Origin of the sequence: Phaeodactylibacter sp., from assembly GCF_040219495.1 — a bacterium.
Classification (GTDB): Bacteria; Bacteroidota; Bacteroidia; order Chitinophagales; family Saprospiraceae; genus Phaeodactylibacter.
The window spans coordinates 25,131-42,350 of record NZ_JAVJSK010000059.1 but is presented as its reverse complement, the minus strand read 5'-3'; the positions used below and the strand labels follow the sequence as shown (position 1 = coordinate 42,350).

At 50.2% G+C, this 17,220-nt stretch carries 11 protein-coding genes and 1 tRNA gene; 4 read left to right on the top strand and 8 right to left on the bottom strand.

What is annotated here, in order from left to right:
* Window positions 1-280 precede the first annotated feature (280 nt).
* The 4 genes from RIC19_RS08885 to RIC19_RS08870 all read right to left on the bottom strand — a co-directional run bounded on the left by RIC19_RS08885 (window position 281) and on the right by RIC19_RS08870 (window position 5,454).
* Window positions 281-1,423, bottom strand: coding sequence for a PKD domain-containing protein (locus RIC19_RS08885; protein ID WP_350177951.1), 1,143 nt, complete (start codon window positions 1,421-1,423; stop codon window positions 281-283).
* On the bottom strand, window positions 1,417-2,685 hold the full coding sequence (locus RIC19_RS08880) for a hypothetical protein (RefSeq protein ID WP_350177950.1): 1,269 nt from the start codon (window positions 2,683-2,685) through the stop codon (window positions 1,417-1,419). Before RIC19_RS08880 ends, RIC19_RS08885 begins: the two co-directional genes overlap by 7 nt.
* Window positions 2,682-3,245: an RNA polymerase sigma factor gene (locus RIC19_RS08875; RefSeq protein WP_350177949.1), complete on the bottom strand. Its 564-nt coding sequence runs from the start codon at window positions 3,243-3,245 to the stop codon at window positions 2,682-2,684. The genes RIC19_RS08880 and RIC19_RS08875 overlap by 4 nt, the downstream gene beginning before the upstream one ends.
* 88 nt (window positions 3,246-3,333) lie before the next feature.
* Window positions 3,334-5,454, bottom strand: a complete 2,121-nt coding sequence (locus tag RIC19_RS08870) for a T9SS type A sorting domain-containing protein (protein WP_350177948.1) — start codon at window positions 5,452-5,454, stop codon at window positions 3,334-3,336.
* A gap of 116 nt (window positions 5,455-5,570) precedes the next feature.
* On the opposite strand from RIC19_RS08870, the gene RIC19_RS08865 reads away from it, so the two are divergent.
* Together RIC19_RS08865 and RIC19_RS08860 are read left to right on the top strand one after the other, a co-directional pair.
* Window positions 5,571-6,845: a replication-associated recombination protein A gene (locus RIC19_RS08865; protein WP_350177947.1), complete on the top strand. Its 1,275-nt coding sequence runs from the start codon at window positions 5,571-5,573 to the stop codon at window positions 6,843-6,845.
* Window positions 6,846-7,173: 328 nt separating this feature from the next.
* Window positions 7,174-7,386 carry a hypothetical protein gene (locus RIC19_RS08860; protein WP_350177946.1) on the top strand — a complete coding sequence of 71 codons (213 nt, stop codon included), beginning with the start codon at window positions 7,174-7,176 and terminating at the stop codon, window positions 7,384-7,386.
* A 115-nt stretch (window positions 7,387-7,501) separates the two neighbouring features.
* On the opposite strand, the gene RIC19_RS08855 is transcribed toward RIC19_RS08860, so the two are convergent.
* A complete protein-coding gene (locus RIC19_RS08855; protein ID WP_350177945.1) occupies window positions 7,502-10,015 on the bottom strand; it encodes an Ig-like domain-containing protein in 2,514 nt (837 codons plus the stop codon).
* Window positions 10,016-10,319: 304 nt separating this feature from the next.
* Between RIC19_RS08855 and RIC19_RS08850 the strand changes: the two genes are divergently transcribed.
* The gene (locus RIC19_RS08850) at window positions 10,320-11,744 is read left to right on the top strand and encodes a hypothetical protein (protein ID WP_350177944.1); all 1,425 of its coding nucleotides are present in this window, start codon (window positions 10,320-10,322) and stop codon (window positions 11,742-11,744) included.
* Here RIC19_RS08850 and RIC19_RS08845 read toward each other — a convergent pair.
* From RIC19_RS08845 to RIC19_RS08835, 3 genes are all read right to left on the bottom strand, one after another.
* Complete coding sequence (locus RIC19_RS08845; protein WP_350177943.1) at window positions 11,741-12,628, bottom strand: dimethylarginine dimethylaminohydrolase family protein; 888 nt, start codon at window positions 12,626-12,628, stop codon at window positions 11,741-11,743. The two genes, RIC19_RS08850 and RIC19_RS08845, sit on opposite strands and share 4 nt — an antisense overlap.
* The gene (locus RIC19_RS08840) at window positions 12,625-14,091 is read right to left on the bottom strand and encodes a pyridoxal-phosphate dependent enzyme (RefSeq protein WP_350177942.1); all 1,467 of its coding nucleotides are present in this window, start codon (window positions 14,089-14,091) and stop codon (window positions 12,625-12,627) included. Before RIC19_RS08840 ends, RIC19_RS08845 begins: the two co-directional genes overlap by 4 nt.
* Window positions 14,092-14,375: 284 nt before the next feature.
* Window positions 14,376-14,448, bottom strand: a tRNA-Met gene (locus RIC19_RS08835).
* A gap of 369 nt (window positions 14,449-14,817) precedes the next feature.
* Between RIC19_RS08835 and RIC19_RS08830 the strand changes: the two genes are divergently transcribed.
* Complete coding sequence (locus RIC19_RS08830) at window positions 14,818-17,202, top strand: lysyl oxidase family protein (RefSeq protein WP_350177941.1); 2,385 nt, start codon at window positions 14,818-14,820, stop codon at window positions 17,200-17,202.
* Window positions 17,203-17,220 lie beyond the last annotated feature (18 nt).

Here is a 17,220-nt window from a genome sequence, read left to right as displayed (position 1 = left end):
AGCACTTGTCAGGAATAGCTACATCTATGCTCAATAGCGCGGTAAGCACTATTTTCAGTTGTTCTTTCTGCACGAAGGAATAGAAATGTAAGCTATTGACGGGGAGTATATGGAGGGTATGCTATCTAATACGAGACTGCGAATGGAAAGTTACAGTCAGATCACCATTTTTTTCCCTAGGCCAAAGCATTAGGGTTGGTTTTATAGTACCTTTTAAAGATAGGAATAATTTTCTCCTTGCTGATGGGAAGGCAGGCAGAAAAACAACAGTCTAAAATCATCAGTCAGGAACCGCTACTGCAATGGTACCATTGCCTTCAGCTTGCCTCCAGGGTTGGCCCTGCGCGTCAAACAGCTGGCACTGAAAACGAATGCCTAGTTCCAGTGTGGCTTGCCCCTGGCTGTTTTCTTCAAAGGGACCGACGGTTTCAATGGTGAAATCAACAACGCCTGTCTGCTCACCAGTGTCGGAAGCATAAACATTCCCCAGTTCATCTACATAACGGACCACGACTCCGTTGGATAAGCCAGAGGCGACCGTCGAGTCCGTTTCTATCACTACCCCGCCCTCAATGGCATTACTGCATACTGATCCTGCCGATGCTCCCTGTGCCAAAATGACGGTTTGGCAGGTAATGGCACTACATCCCTGGGGAAATAGGCCTTCCAGACAAATGGTGACAGGCTCCTCAAGTTCAGGGAAAAGAAAACTGATGACCTCTCCGGGTATAGAATCCTGCCACAGTAAAAGCTCGGGCTGGGAAGAACCAGGAAGGTAATTCGCCACAATAATGGAGTCGAAGATAAGGGTGGTATCCACATAAAAATCCACTTCACATCCTGGCAATGGAGAAGCAAAAGAAAAGTTTTTTCTGGTATAGCTTAAGCAGTCCTCCTCCGTGATCGTAGTCAGCTCAACTTCATACAAACCCGGACCGGGAATTTCTTTTTCTACCGTAGCCGTATTGACCGTAGAACCATCAAAAAAAGACCACTCGTGGCTGAGTGCCGATCCGCCCGCAGAATGGTTTGAACGGGCAGCAAGGCTCAGCTTGTAAATGGTATCTACCGAAATACTGCCCGGCTGAATAAAGGAAATTGACCCCGGCGCAAAAAAGCTGTCGACTGCCGCCAGGCTTCCGTTAAACTCAAATTGCCAGGACGGTGCGCACCCTGTCGTGCAACCCAACTCTTCCAGCCGGCTCAGCGACCGAAAGTTTCCGTCATTGACAGGAGTAAATGCCGTGTACATAAAATACTGCTCTACTCCTGCCGCCAGGTCAAAGCCCTCCCCTTCCAGGTTACCTTGCAGACGAAACACCGGGTCGCTGTCTAATGGTTCAGGCAGGTCTGCCCTATTGCAGCCCGTAGCGGCAGTAAGGAAAGCTACAAAAAACAATAGGGCCCATTTATAATTTACCATAAGTTGTATTTAATCATCAGGTCAAAGGAAACCGGGGATAAGGCAGGGTTTTCCGGCGCGGTTGCTGCAAATACGGGGGTCAGGTTATATTGAACCCGCCCCGACAAGAGCAGGTTGGGGAACAGTTCGAAAGCATACCCGGCTTGTGCCCTGAACAGCAGTCGGGAAAGCCCTTCTTCGCTAACCCAGCCCTCTGATGCGATAGTGGCAGGCCCGTAATCCAGTTCTGTTTCTGCCTTTTGAGTCTGCTCGAGTTGCCCTCTTGCGCCTATTAGCCCGGACACGCCAGCCCCAGCATGAAACTGATGACGGTTAAACTGATAAGTGGCCCCGGTATTAACATCTGCGTAATGCAGGCTACTGGCCCGCAGGACGTAAGTGTTTTCTGTCACGCCAAATCCATAACTGCGCTGCAAAGATTGCTGTGTAGCTAAATTAGAGATTGGCCGGATCCGGTAAAGCCCTTCGGCGTAAAGCCCCCAGCCGTCATTGCCCGGCCAGCTAAGCCCAAGCCCTAGCACTGCACCCGCCTGAGTCTCCTGTGCAGGCAGGCTGCCCCCCAGGATTGTCGCTACCCCCCAACGCTTACGCACCGGCCAGCATTTTTCGGGCAATGCTGCTTCAAAGCTATCCTGTTGTGCTATCACCCAAAAATCCAGCTGCGGCACCGGGTCCAAAACAGCCACCATAACCCGCTCTGCGCGCTCTTCTTCTTCCTGCCGGGCGATAAGGGGAACAGTGGAGCCCGAACGCTTTGCTTCTGTTGGCGAAGTGCGCTCGTCCCGGGTTGATTCCGGTGCGTTGGATACCACGGGCTGACTACGGTGGGTAGTGCCCGATATTGGTTGCTGCGGTGCTGCTACACCCTTCCGGGCGGAAGGTTGTGCCCCTGTCACCTGTGGATTGGCCCTGGTTTTCCCGGCAACCGCCGTAGTAGCGGACTTTGCTGAACCGGCAGCTGTTTCCACAGTGGGTTTTGCCACCGGTGCTTCCTCCTCATCGCTTTCTGAATAGAGCGTTTTACTTTTGGAAGTAGTATTTTCTGCGACTGCAGGCAAGGGTACGCCGTTCGGGACCAGTACAAATACCAGTACGGCAAGCAGGGTCAGTACCAAGCCAATGCGCCACCACCAGATTGCACCACGCCGTGCGTCCCGGTCATCCAGCAATTGCTGTGCGGCCTCCCAGTGTGCTTCATTAAAGCCCAGCTCCCGTTCTTCCAGTTTCTTTTTGAATAATTCGTCCATTGGTTCCATCATCATACGATCTTTGAAGCATTCATAGCATTGCGCATCATTTCCTGTAACTTTTTTCGGGCGGAAGCCAGATGCCATCTCGAGGTCCCCTCGCTAATCCCCAGCATAGGGCTAATCTCTGTATGCGGGTAGCCATCAATCGCAAACAGGTTGAAAACTTTAGCCGTCATTGGCGGTAGTTGCCGTATAAATGCTTCCAGTTGTTCTGCATCAAACTGCTTATCCGCTTCATTATAATCTACGCCCCCCTGTGCCTCTGGCAAGTCGTGAATCGAAGTGGAGGCGATCAGTTCTTTCACTTTCCGGTTTTTCCGGAAATCATCAATTAAGGTATTGATGGTAATGCGTTTGGCCCAGGCTGCAAATGGTGCCTCATCGGGGCATTTGTCCAGGTTGTCCAGTATCTTCAGGAAAGCCTGATTAAGCATGGCTGCTGCGTCGGGTTCGTTTTTCCGGTAGCGCAGGCAAGTCCCCATCAGCAAAGGGTAGCAGAGCCGGTAGAGCGCAAATTGTGCTTTCCGGTTCCCGCTTCGGCAGTCCTTTATTAGCTTTGGGTCGATTTCCAAGCTGAGCAAATGGGTTGATTCTTCTGTAAAATAGCAAAAAAGGGGCTCAACCGTCAAATTCACGGCTGAGCCCACATAGGAAAAGGTGTTATTGTTTCATCCACTTCCGGGTAAGCAGCTGTCCTTCCACAGCAACTTGCAGGTAATACATACCAGAAGGCAGTGTGCTTACATCGAGAGAGGTGACGGTTGCGCCAAGCTCTATATTCATGCGGCTCAACATCAGTTGGCCCTGGGCATTCCATACCTGTACCGCTCCGAGCCCACTCACGTCTGATACGGTCACCTGCAGGGTGGAAACCGCAGGGTTAGGGAAAATGGACACCCCGGCTTCAGCCTTCCACTCCTCTGTATCCGTAATGCTTTCATCGCCGATCTCAAAGTTGAGCCCTTCTGCCCCGGGGTTTTCTTCACTAAGGGTTACCCAGTAGTACTGCTGCTCGTAGCCGATATGCTCAATGACAACCTTATAGGTGCCATAGGCCAGGCTTGAGAACATAAATTCCCCATTCACATCGGTATAGGTGTAAGCTACCGGGTTTTCCTGCTCGTCCAGCAGTATGATAGAAACGCCTTCCATGGGCGTGTCATCACGGACTTCGATCTCGCCAGGCAGCAGATTGGCGCCATCCGCCACGTACCCACCGATAAAGCCAGGGCCGCCGGGGTTATCTCCGGGAACGAGGGTGAAGTTGAAAGAGCCCCATCCGTTGAACGGAAGGGTAACCGTACTGGCTTCGTCCCACCACAAAGCATTGCTATAATAAGTTGGCAGGTGCTCTTCGTACCCGTTGGAGCCTGGTGCAAGCGCTGCTTTGATCAGGTAGTCACCCGCAGGCTGTGCGTCAAACTCATAGTAAGCAGCACCTCCGAAGGGGAAATTTTCCAGTTCTGCAGTATCTACTGCCGTCAGAGTGCCTTCAGTTTCATCATATACAATCAGGTAAGCCCAGCCTTCCAAAGTACCGCCATTGATGCTGTCCGGAAGGTACACGTAGCCATTGATAATAAATGGTGCACTCGGATCCTCGATAACGATGCAGGCCGAAGAAGAACAACCACTGTCTGTCGTGATGGTCACGCAGTAGTACCCAGGTGTTACATCTTGTAAGGAGGCCGTGTCATCACCTGTATTCCAATGGTAAGTAACCGAGTCCGTTGTCCCTACAACTACTGCTTGCAGCATTGTCCCGTTTTGAAAAGGGATGAGCTCCACAGCGCAGGAATCCACTCCACCCTGATACCAGTAAGTAGCGGTGGACTGGCAGCCGGCGGCATCCGTTACGGTTACGCTATAGAAGGTGATGTTGGGGTCAATATCTGTGGTAGCCACACTGGAGCTGGTATTCCAGCTAAAAGTGAAGGGCGCCTCCCCTTCCGGAATAGCCTGCAGTTCCATACCAAAGGCATCAATCTCTATGCTGACGCCACATGGTGTTGGAAAGTAATCCGTGCAAGCAGTAGCTTCGCAGCCTTCAGCATCCGTTGTGGTCACACAATAGGTGCCAGGCTCAGTCACTGTAATAGCCGGTGTGGTTTCCCCGGTGCTCCATGCATAGGTGATATTGCCCAGGCCAAAGGGTTGAGTTTCGATGATCAGGCCATCATTGGTTTCGAGCGGAAAAAGCGTCACCCAGCAGCTGGAATCCGGGCCTCCGGCCGTTGCATCGTAGCAAGCAGAAGCCACACACCCCACAGCATCGGTTATGGTCACGCAATACTCACCGCTTCCATTTGCAGCAACACTCTGTGTCGTTGCGCCATTATCCCATTCGTAAGCAAACGGGGGCGTACCGATCATCGATGCGGAGATCATGTTTTCATCAAACTCCGGATAAACGTAGGCCAAACAAGAAGACTGCACCTCGCAAAAGGTAAAATCGATAATAATTTCTGTGTCAACCGGGGTCCAGCTTCCATCACCAAAGAGCAGGTTCTGATCACAGTTCGTGATCCAGGCATAAACCAGGCCCTGTGTGTCGGCTTCATCCAGAGGGAGGGTGGCGGTGTACCCCCCGTTAGCATCCGTAAGGGCTACAGCAGAGATAAAACCGCCGCTAATCAGGGAGTCTGTATTTATATTGACCACCATGTCCTCTACCGGAGTGCCATCTGCTAAGGCTACCGTCCCACTGACGGTAATTTCATTTTGAGCGAAGGCAAAAACGCTAATTATCAGCGCTACTGCAGTTGTAATGATACTCTTCATGTTCTTTTTTTTATACTACAAGTTGTTGATTATTCAGCTTTGCAAAGCTTTCAGTTACCTTCACGTCAGTTTTCCAGCTAGCGTTGGGTAAGGCAGAAAAAAATTGAAACTTTTTTATGAAACCATTAGCAGAACGGATGCGCCCCCGGCAATTAGCAGACTATGTTGGGCAGCAACATTTGGCAGGGCCGGGCGCAGTCTTGCGGCAGGCGATAGAGTCTGGTCAGATTCCCTCCTTTATATTATGGGGGCAACCGGGCATCGGTAAGACTACCCTGGCAAAAATCATCGCCAATGAGCTCGACCGCCCTTTCCACACTTTGTCTGCCATTAACTCCGGTGTGAAGGATGTGCGCGAAACGATACAGCGGGCAAAAAGCCAGCGCTTTTTTGACAGCCCCAACCCTATCCTATTCATTGATGAAATCCACCGCTTCAGCAAATCACAACAGGATTCTCTGCTCGGTGCTGTGGAGGAAGGCACCATTACGCTGATAGGGGCCACAACGGAGAACCCCTCCTTTGAGGTCATTCCGGCCCTGCTGTCCCGCTGTCAGGTTTACGTCCTTGAACCGCTCAGCAAAGATGAGCTGATTGGGCTCATCGACCGGGCACTCAAAGAAGATGAGTTTCTGAAGGGGCAAAAGATCACTATTGAAGACTACGATGCTATACTGTTGCATTCTGGTGGCGACGCCCGAAAACTCTACAATATTCTGGAATTGGTGACCAACTACGGGAAGGCATCTGAGGCGATCACCGTGACCAACGAAATGGTGACGCAAAAGCTTCAGCAGAATATCAGCCGGTATGACAAAGGGGGGGAACAGCACTACGACATTATTTCGGCCTTCATCAAGTCCATCCGGGGCAGCGACCCGAATGGAGCAGTCTATTGGCTGGCCCGCATGATTGAAGGAGGGGAAGATGTAAAGTTTATTGCCCGCCGGCTGCTGATTTCAGCTTCAGAAGATATCGGCCTGGCCAATCCCAATGCCCTGCTGATGGCAACCACGACTTTCCAGGCTGTACAAGCGGTTGGCTTACCGGAAAGCCGGATTATTTTGTCGCAGGCGGCGATTTATCTGGCCAGCTCACCAAAGAGCAACTCCGCTTATATGGCCATCAATCAGGCACAACAGCTCGTCCGGCAAACGGGTAGCCTACCGGTGCCGCTGCATTTGCGCAATGCACCAACTAAGCTAATGAAAGACCTGGACTACGGTAAGGACTACCAGTACAGCCATGATTTTCCCGGTAATTTTGTGCAGCAAGACTTCCTGCCCGACGAACTGAAAGGAGAAAAGCTATTTGAGCCACAGGATAATGCTGCAGAACAGAAACTAAGGCGGCAGCTAAAGGATTGGTGGAGTGATTGGTATGGATACTAAAAAAGGCTGTGCGAAAAGCACAGCCTTGGTTTATAATCCCATGAACATATCTAAAAAATCTCACGAATAAGTACATATCCAAACGTAAACGACCTTTGTTTAACCTAGTTGGAAATCGTACTCTTTTATCTTAAGCTGAGATTATAAAAGATAGTGAGCCGTTTCGCTTTAGCAGCGAACGGCTCACTACTAACAAATTATAATCCCATGAACATATTCAAATCTTGATGGTGAGCGTATTTTGTCTTTCATTAAAGACCTTTCTTCTCTCTCACAGTACAAATATTCAACATTATCCAGGGAAGAACAAAGACAAAAACAGGGGTTTGTGAAAACAAGTCAACCAAACCATCCACTTAAAACATCAGTAAAAAAAGGTTCTAAACAGGTTCGCTGTGAAAAAAAAAGGAAAGAAGCAGGCAAAAAAAGGAAAGAAGCAGGCAAAAAAAAGTCGCACATTTCTGTGCGACTCAATAGCAATGATTATAATTCCACGAATGTATATACAATGAATGTATTACCAAATTTGATGCGTTACTAACGCTTTGCAGGTACAAAATAGTATATAATTTTCCTGCATACTTCCCGATATACCCTCTTTTTTCGATGATTTACGAAATGAAAGGCTTAACAGGGAAAGATAATCCGGCATGCTTTTACCGGATCACCTGGAATTTCTTGTTGACCACACCGCGCTCGGTGTAGGCGGACAGGATGTAGATGCCGTTCGCAAAGCTACCGACAGAAATCTGCATGCGGTTGGTTAGCACATTATCAGAATCGAACATCGGGCGGCCAGTCAGATCATGCACCACGATGCGCTCGAAGTCCTGTTGTCCGTTCAGGTGGACGTTGATGAAGTTCCGGTTGGTCGGATTAGGATACAGTTTCAACTGATCAGGATTGAGTGGCTCGTCCTTAGTTTCTTCGTTGAGGCGGATATGTATCGTTGCACCACCAATATTGATGCCATAGGAGCTACCACCGCCATTCATCACAGTAGAAGAACCACCACCAACCTGAAGGGCCAACTCGCCATCATCGTCGCGGAAGCCATCGATATCGTCAATTACGATAAACTTTACACTGCCTATTCTACCATGTCCGTTCGCCGCAATTGCATTGGTACGTGTGAAGCCCGCATTGAGCGTACCCTCCTGATCATCCCGCTGCATATAGAGAATAGGCGAATTATAAGACAGCCAGCTATTGGACTCAAAATCAACAGAAACAGAGCCGGGAACCACCAAATCCGGATTATAGGAGAACGGGAAGGTAAATCCGTAGATATTTTCTGCCGGATCGCCTGCCGTACCCATCTTCATTTTCAATTCTACTAAATCGCCCGGGCTGACATAAAGGTCTCCTTGCAGGACAATTTCATCCTCATAAAATGGAATGACGGAGGCAGTCATAGAGTGTGCATTTCCATAGAAATTGCTAATTGCAGTCGTATCAGCTGCCGTAATGAGACTATCGCCATCCGTATCGAGGTGCTTCAGGTCAATGGGCAAATCCTGAAATGGATCATTCCAGTCATCACCATATTTACCATACCAAAGATCAGGGTTGGCGTCAGCGCGGGGAATCCCGACCTCGCCAATAGCCCAGCCGATGGTGAGCAGGTCTTCCATGTCGACAATGCCATCAAAGTTAGCATCACCGGACCAAATGCAGTCGTCGAAGCACATGGGTGCGGAGCCGTCACCAATATCGAGGATATCGATATCAATTTTAACGGTCTTTTGGTAAGCACAGCTGCCATTGATGTTAACGCAATATTCCAACTCGATCTCATCTACCCCATTGTCTACATCACCGTTGGGCGTGTAAATGATCAGGTTGTACCCGGTAATGTGCTGCCCCAGAATCGTCGTATCTACCGCTCCTTCCAGAAAAACAGTGGTTCCCAAATCACCACTTTCAACAATATCGAAAGAGTAAGATTGGATGGGCACGCTATACCCCACCACAAGTGGCGTAAGCTTTGGCGTACTCATTTGGAAGTTGGTAGCAGACGGTTCGTATTTGCTGACAAAAACATAAACAGTTGCCGTTTCCGACTGACTGCCAGTGCCACCCGGAGGGCAGGTAGAGTAGGTAAACCAATCCACCCCTGTGAAACCGGCAGGTGGTGTATATCGCATGACTCCACGGCCATCCGCCTGTGGATTGTAGGAAGCTGTACCGTATTCAGGCTGTAATTGCAAGCTAACGCAACTTGCATCTGAGCCAAAGGCATCGTTTTCCAGCACGTCGATTTCCACACCTCCTTCAAAAGGGGTCATATGGATTTCATCATCAACGGCAAAGGAGTTGTCTTCCAGGTCCATCACTTCAATTTCGACCACCTTGTCAGCGCCCTGATAATCGAAAGTAATGTAATCTGTTCCAATAAAGTCGGTATTCGGTTCGTAATACGGGATAAACCCATCGTTGGTATAAGTGCCCTCTGTCGGAGATTGAGTCAGCGTGTATTCCTGTGGGATAAAGACCGGAAGCGTGGTATTCTTTTTAGTGAATAACCGCGTAGTGTCGGACTGACCTGCATTTTGCCCCAGCACACTAATACTGACCGTACCATTATCGCAGGTTCCTGTACTGTCACAGGCTACGTAGTTCAGGTAGGCCGTACCCTCAAAGTCGGTACTTGGCGTAAAGGTAACCGTGCCGTCGGCAGTAGAATAGGAAGCGGAACCATTATTGGCAAGCGGAATATTTTTGAGGTAAATCACGCCAGTCGTCGTCAGGTCATTCTGCAGCACATCAATGCTGACCGGCGTATTGACATCGGTGGTAGCGTGATCGTGAAGGCACTCCACCGCTGAAGCCTTAACGACAATGTGAAAATTAACCTGCTCGTAAGAGAAGACATTCTTCCAAACCAGCATCGTGAAATCATCTGTTCCCATCTGGCCGTCTGTACGCGTGTAGGTCAGTTCATAATCGAACGGGCCCACTTCCGTCCAACTCACGGAACCGTGAGCAGGAGGCGAAACCAGAGCCGGGTCGTTAGGCTCTGAGGTAAAGGAAAGCGTTGTGCTGATTTGATTGTAGCCTTGGGATTCGTAAATCGTATCCCTCACCGAATCCTGACTGAGCCCCAAAGCAGGGAGCCCAAGCAGAACAAGGAGCAGGATTAGATTTTGTTTTTGTAAAAATACATTCATGGATTGTGAATTTGTTCCTTTTGTCGTGGACTCAAAAGGACGTGCATTGCTATTGCATGACTAAAATACAACAATTCTAATAATTCTACGCTATTTAGAGAGTACAGTTTCGATACGGGCACTATTTTTTTCTCCTTTGCCCTAATCGTCGTACCCGCTACCTAGCATTTGATGCCAAATAAGGTATCAGTTGTGAAAAAAATATCGTTAATTGTAGGCTCAGACTTTGGAGGGTGTTCGCCTGAGTAGATTTGATGTAGTTTCCTATTCGTTGCTAGTAGCAAATATAGATAATCTGAACGACATGTACAACAGCAAACTGTTTGCAATTTTGCAGCACTTCGACAAGTACGAGCAGAACCGGTGCCGGAAGTATATTCAGTCGCCCTACTTCAACCGGAGTGAAGAGCTGCTCCTGTTGTACGAAGCCTTTCTAAAAGTCATTAACGGCAGCAAACGCAATGGAGGCCTAGACAAACCCTACCTGTGGTCTCTCCTTCAGCCGGGTGCTCCCTATGATGACGTACGGTTTCGTAAATATTGTTCTGATTTATTGAAGCTTGTAGAGGGCTACCTAAGCCAGGAGATCTATGAATCCAGCCTCATTAACAAATCGATCAACCTCATACAATCTGTAGGGCAACGAAGAATCGAAAAACTGTATAACAGTTCTGTAAGATCAGCTAACCGGACGCTTGAGAAATCTGAGTTGCAGTCCTCCTTTTATTACCTGAAAAAATTCGAAGTAGAAAACCGAAGTTATGAACTGGACGAGAACAAACATACGCGTACCCTCAGGAGTAACCTCGATGCACTCAATGACAACTTGGACATTTTCTATTTTGCCGAGAAATTGAGATATTACTGTGCGGCGCTAAGCAATAGATTTGTTACTGAAAAAGACTATAATGTCCGATTTATACATGAGATAATTCAATATATAAAAGAAAACAAAATAGGTGAGGTCCTCCCGATTTCAATCTATTACCGCGTGCTTCTGACTCAACAGAATGAAGAAGAAACAAAGAACTACTATGTTCTCAAAAAGCTCCTGGAGGAACATGCACTTTTGTTTCCTCAATTGGAAGCCATGAACATTTATATCTCAACCATTAATTACTGTGTAAGGCAAATCAATCGTGGTAACCAAGAGTTTTTAAAAGAGATTTTCGAGCTATACGAGGACCTGATCAAAAAAGAGATCATTTTCCTGAATGACGAGCTTTCCCCATGGCACTTCAAAAACCTGGTAGTCGTAGCGCTTAGATTAGGAAAATACGAATGGACGGAACACTTCATCAATACCTATTCAGAAAAGCTGCCCCTGGCCTTTCGGCAAAACGCTATTTCCTATAACCTGGCCCAGGTTTACTTCTACCAGAAAAAGCATGAAAAAGTCATTGAGCTGCTCAGGGAGGTCGAGTACGAAGACGTCGCCTACAACCTCGGCTCCAAAGCCATGCTCCTGGCCACCTACTACGAAACCGACGAGATGGAGCCGCTCTACAGCCTCTTCGAAAGTTTCCGGGCGTACCTCAACCGGCATAAAGACATACCGGTCAACCGGCGCAAAAACTACGGTAACCTCATCCGCTTTACCCGGAAGCTGACCCGGATTATGCCAGGGGATCAGTCGGCTATTGAGAAGTTTAAAAAAGAACTGAAAGAAACGAAAAACGTCGCCAGCCTCAACTGGCTCAAAGAAAAACTCGCCGAGCTGGAAGACTAACCCCCTCCCCGCACCAACGGCAAAGAACAACACCGAAAGGAACCGCCCGTAGCCGGCGCCCCGTCAAAAGGAATACGGATAACCCGCAGGCCGATACCTTCCATTTCCTGATTCACCCGCTCGCAGGCCGGGTGGTCACGGCTGATGACCACCTCGGGGCTAATGCTGAGAACGTTGGTCGCCAGGGCCGCCTGCTCTTCTTTTCGGACCTCGATCCATTGGTAATCTTTTTTTATGGGCACAGGCACTTCGCGGAACCCATCTGGGTAGATCAGGCAGTGGTTTTGACCAACCGGGTTGAAGGTGCAATCAAGGTGCAACACGTTTTCGCCTTCAGAAAGAGGCCGGCAGTGTACCGGAACGACTTCAAATTCCTGCCCGAAGGTGGCCTGCAGGAAAGCCAGGCCAGCTTCATTCGTGCGCTGGGAGATGCCCACCAGCAAGCGTCCTTTGTCTACCATGAGGTCTCCGCCTTCCATCAGGGCAGCGGGGTCATCGGGAATAATCAGATTGGGCTCCTCCCCTACCCGACTAAGAATGAATGGGAATACACCGGCAATTTCGTACCGCCGGCTAAGGCGCGCCATGTTACACATCAAAAACCGCTGCCCTATCGTCACGCCGATATCGCGAGGCGTCAGCTGATCGTAGACCATTTTGCCCACGTAAGCCGGTTCGTAAACCGTAACCCCTTCTGCCTCAAGGGCCGAGCGGAAAGCCTGGAATTCAGACCGCAGGGCGGCTTCATCGGGCAGCCCTTTTTTCTGGTCTTCATTCACAATTTCCTCATAGGCTGAATGCGCCCGGTAGCCTTCGTAACGGCCAATAATCACTTCTCTTAATGGTGCGGTCTCTGCGTATTGCTGGAAAGCGTTCTGTATCATGTGGTAAAAAAGCTATTCATTTGATAAGGTGCCAAAGCAAGGGCGGTCTCTGCCAGATCATAGAATGCCTGTTGTACGGCGGATAAATTAGCGGCAACCACACGGCGCTGCCCGGCCCGGGCTTTCCCGCCGAGCACCGGGCTTTCGCGGCGTTTCCGCCCAATGATTTGCTGTGCAGTACGGAGCAGGCCCGGGTACCCTTTGAGCAGTCTTCGGGTAGTGCCCTGCGCCTTTATGCCGTGCCCGGTGACAATAGCTACGGCAGATTCCCCAAAGCGCAATTTCCGGCGGCTCCTCAGCTGTTCCACCGCGGCCATAGCGATATAGGAGGCCGGCTCCGGCAATACCCCATGCTTCAGCGCCAATCTGCGCTCCCGGTGCAAGAAGCGGACCATCACCTTGCGGATACTGTGCGTCCCTACTTCCACCGCAGTACCCCCGGATTCAAGTACGGCTTTGGCGGCTTCCACCGAGTCATACCCTTCTTCGGCCACGATAATGCTGCCAATTTTTGCATCCTGTTCCTGCAAGCCTGAAAGATCGCACGCAACCGGTACTTCCTGTTCCTGCATCCGGACCGCTTTGCAAATGGGATTGGCATTAGCAATGCCCGCTACCACCATTCGGGGCAGTTTATCTGTTATCCCAAGGTGTTTGAGCTCTTTGAAGCCTTCCCATATGCCCGCCAGGTTGCTGCCGTTGGCGGAGGGCACAATGACGACATCGGGGATCGGTTCATGCATCTGTGATTCCAGCTGCCGGGCGATTTCCACCGCTGTGGTTTTGTCGCCCTGTACCCGGTAGGGATTGCGGACCGCCCAGTTGTCAAAACCGGCTTCCTCGAAGACATTCGCCTCGTTCAGACCTACAAACAGCCGGAAGCCCTCCTCAAAGGACGTGCTTGCTTTACCCAGCACCACAACGTCTGAGCCGCATTTCTGAATGTAGGTGATCTTTTCTGCGTAGGTGTCCCCCGGCACGAAGGTGATGAGTTGCAACCCTTCCTGCCGGGCAAACAATGCCGCGCTGGCTGCCGCATTTCCCGAAGAGTAAATTACCGCTTTTCTTCGCTTGCGCCGCCGGGTATTGAGCAGGCAGGACAAGGTCTCCCGGTCCTTAAAGCAGCCACTTGGATTTTGCCCCTCGTCCTTGATAAACACCTGTACACCAGACTTTTTGCTAAAGGATTTCAGGAGGTGAAGGGGCGTTAGACCGACTTTCAGGTTGATGCCCCCGGCGCATTCCCGGTTGGGCAATAGCGGGTACTGCAACATCCCCCGCTCATCGTCGAAGCAATAATTCTGAAAGGCTGCTTTCACTTCGGCTATTTCCTGCCGGTTGAGCTGGAAGCGAAGCCCAAGGGCGCGGTAGGCATGCGCCGACTCCTCTGCAATGCAGGAGCAGGTATAATTTGCAGTGTTGTTTTCTGACCCGCAGTACAGGCATCGTTTCCACTGGTCCAAAAGGTTGGATTTAGTTAAGAGGGTGTTGGGATTTTAGTAATCGGTCTGCAAACTAGAAGCCCAAAGTCCCAACACGCTCTAAGAATCATTGGCAGCTTCAATCTAACAGAAAAATCGGATTTTCCAACTGCGGAGGTGGGCATTACAACGAAGAGGTATAGGGCGTTGCGCCCATTGGGGTGTACTTTAGAGCTTATTGCCACTGATGGGCAATACGCCCTGACTTTTACGTTTTCAAACAAAAAAAGCGCAACAATTATGACAACTGTTACGCTTTTAATTAGTAGCGGGAGCAGGACTCGAACCTGCGACCTCCGGGTTATGAGCCCGACGAGCTACCTACTGCTCTATCCCGCGATTTTATTGTACACGCTACATCTTTTCGTAGCGGACTGCAAATATAGGAGGGATAAGTCAACTATGCAAGCTTTAATTAAAAAAAATCGTGCACTGCTTGTTAGTGGCTTGATTTCCAGGCACACACAGGCGTCTAATCAACGGTTTGTCGGAAAACCATCAATAAATAAAGCCTGGAAAACACATGAAGTCCTATTTTTGCCCGTAAATTGATAAGTATTCCGTGTCTGAACGAAAGCAGGCAAACCCTGAAGCCGGATGTAAATGCCTCAAGCTGATCCGGTAAAAACTTCAAGGAAGCAAAAATCAGAATCGCTATTTACAATCCATTGAAAAAAGACGACATCAGTTCTTAACAACACCCTAAATATGAAAAAACTCAAGCTACTCCCCTTCTTCCTCCTACTTACTACCATGCTAAGCTATGGGCAGGACCCCTGCGATGCCAGTCAGATTGAGGTGACGGTAGAAGTGCAGACCGATACCTACGGGTACGAAACCGCATGGTCGGTAAAGGACCAAAGCGGTACTACATATGGCTCGGCTGATTTTTTCGACTACGAAAACAATTCTTTTTACCAGGCCTCTTTTTGCGTGCCGGACTCCACCTGTCTGACTTTTCTGATCCAGGATAGTTTTGGGGATGGTATTTTCGCCCCCGGCTTTTACCGGGTTATTGTTGGGCAGGATACGCTCGCTCAGGGAGGGCAACAGTTTTCGGAAAGTGCCGCCCACAGCTTCAACTGCGATCCGGGCGAAGAGTGCGAATCGGCTATTCCCGTTGGGGAAGGCTTCCACACCGCCTACTATGACAACAGCTGGTATACTTTCACCCCGGATTCCGTAGGGACCTACCTCATCTCCACCTGTGGCCTGAATGATTGCGATACCAAAATCTGGGTGTACGATGGCTGCACCGGCACCATCGCCGAAGACAATCAAAGCACCATTTTTTACAATAACGATGAAGGCGACTGTGCGCCGGCTGCCGTTGTGGAAGCCTTTTTTGAACCGGCTTACACTTATTATATCAGGATCGGTGACCATGAAGACGCCTGTGCGGACAGCATCAACTGGGAGCTCACCTATCTCGGGCCCGTGGTTGGCTGCACCGACCCTACATCCTGTAATTACAACCCTCTGGCCACTATTGACGATGGCTCCTGCCTGCCTCAGGGCGACCCCAACTGCCCGGCAGCACCCGACCTCGTGGTGGATCAGGGTGTCCTGTCTTCCTCCATTTTTCTTTCCACGATCAACTCCACCGACCCCTGCCTGATTGAAGAAGGCTGCCTGCATGGCTACGGGCAACGGGATATTGTCCGCTTCACCACCTGGATTGCCAATGATGGTGAGCTGGACTACTTCATCGGGCAGCCCAGTAGCGACAATACTCAATTTACCTATGACAACTGCCACGACCATTTCCACTACGATGGCTACGCAGAGTACATCTTATACCAGGAAGATGGCACAGAAATCCCGATCGGCTTTAAAAACGGCTTTTGCGTAATCGACCTGGGTTGTACTACAGGCTCGCCGCAGTATGGCTGCAACAACATGGGCATTACCGCCGGCTGCCACGATATCTACAGCTCAGCTCTGGAGTGCCAGTGGATTGATGTGACCGATGTACAGGATGGGCGCTACACCTTCGTCACCCGGGTCAACTGGGATAATGCACCGGACAAACTGGGCCGCGTGGAAAAAGATACACTCAACAACTGGGCACAGGTCTGTATCATCCTGGACCGCTCCTCTGGCAGCCTGCAGATGTCACTGGATGAAGACTGCGCACCTTATGTGGATTGTACCGGCGCACCCTACGGTAATACGGTGATCGACTGTGAAGGCAACTGCGGCGGGACTGCTCTGCGCGGAGACCTCGACCAAAACGGCAATCAGGAAACCGCCGATGCCTACGCCTACGTTGGCCACGCACTGGATGGCGACCTGACCCCCACCGACTGTAATGACCTGAATGCCGATGGGCGGATCACCGTTTTCGATGCCAGCCTGCTGTCCAACTGCTACAATTACGGCAACCTGCACCCGCATACCGGGGGCGGCGCTCATGACCACTGCAACTTTCCGGCCGGCGTGCTGAATACCACTGATACCACCCTGCTTACCATTCTTGACACTAACTTTGAGGAGGGCTACGTGGATATCGGGCTGCACAACTCTTCTGCCAGGATCAATGCCTATCAGTTTACGATGGGTGGCATCACCATTCAGCATGTGGAGAACCTGGCCGACGAAGCCATCTACCCCATCAGCCCCTACGGTGCCGGGCAGACGGTCATCGGCCTTTCCTATCAGGACTCTACCCTCGATAAAAGCAATGGTTTTCAGCCCCTCTGCCGGGTCTACTTCAGTGAGGTAACCGAGGATTTTATTTGTATCGAAACCATCGATGAAATCATCAACCTGGATCAGGAGCAGACGGTGACCTATCTGCTGGACCCTTGTGTGGAATACATCGAACCCAGCAGCACCCGGGAATTCTTGCAGGAACTACAGGCACAGGTGGTCCCCAACCCTACATTGGACCAGGCGACGCTTCAGTTCAAAAACCCTGCACAACACATTTATCAGCTAGAGGTGCGCAATGCCAACGGGCAGCTCCTGCTCTCGAGAGCGGTAACTGGCTCTGATGTGGAATTGCCCTGCGAACAATGGCCCGCCGGGCTCTATTTTTACCGCCTGAGCAGCCATCAGCGGCAAGCGAGCGGCAGGTTTAGCGTTCAATAAACCCCAATAAAAAAACCG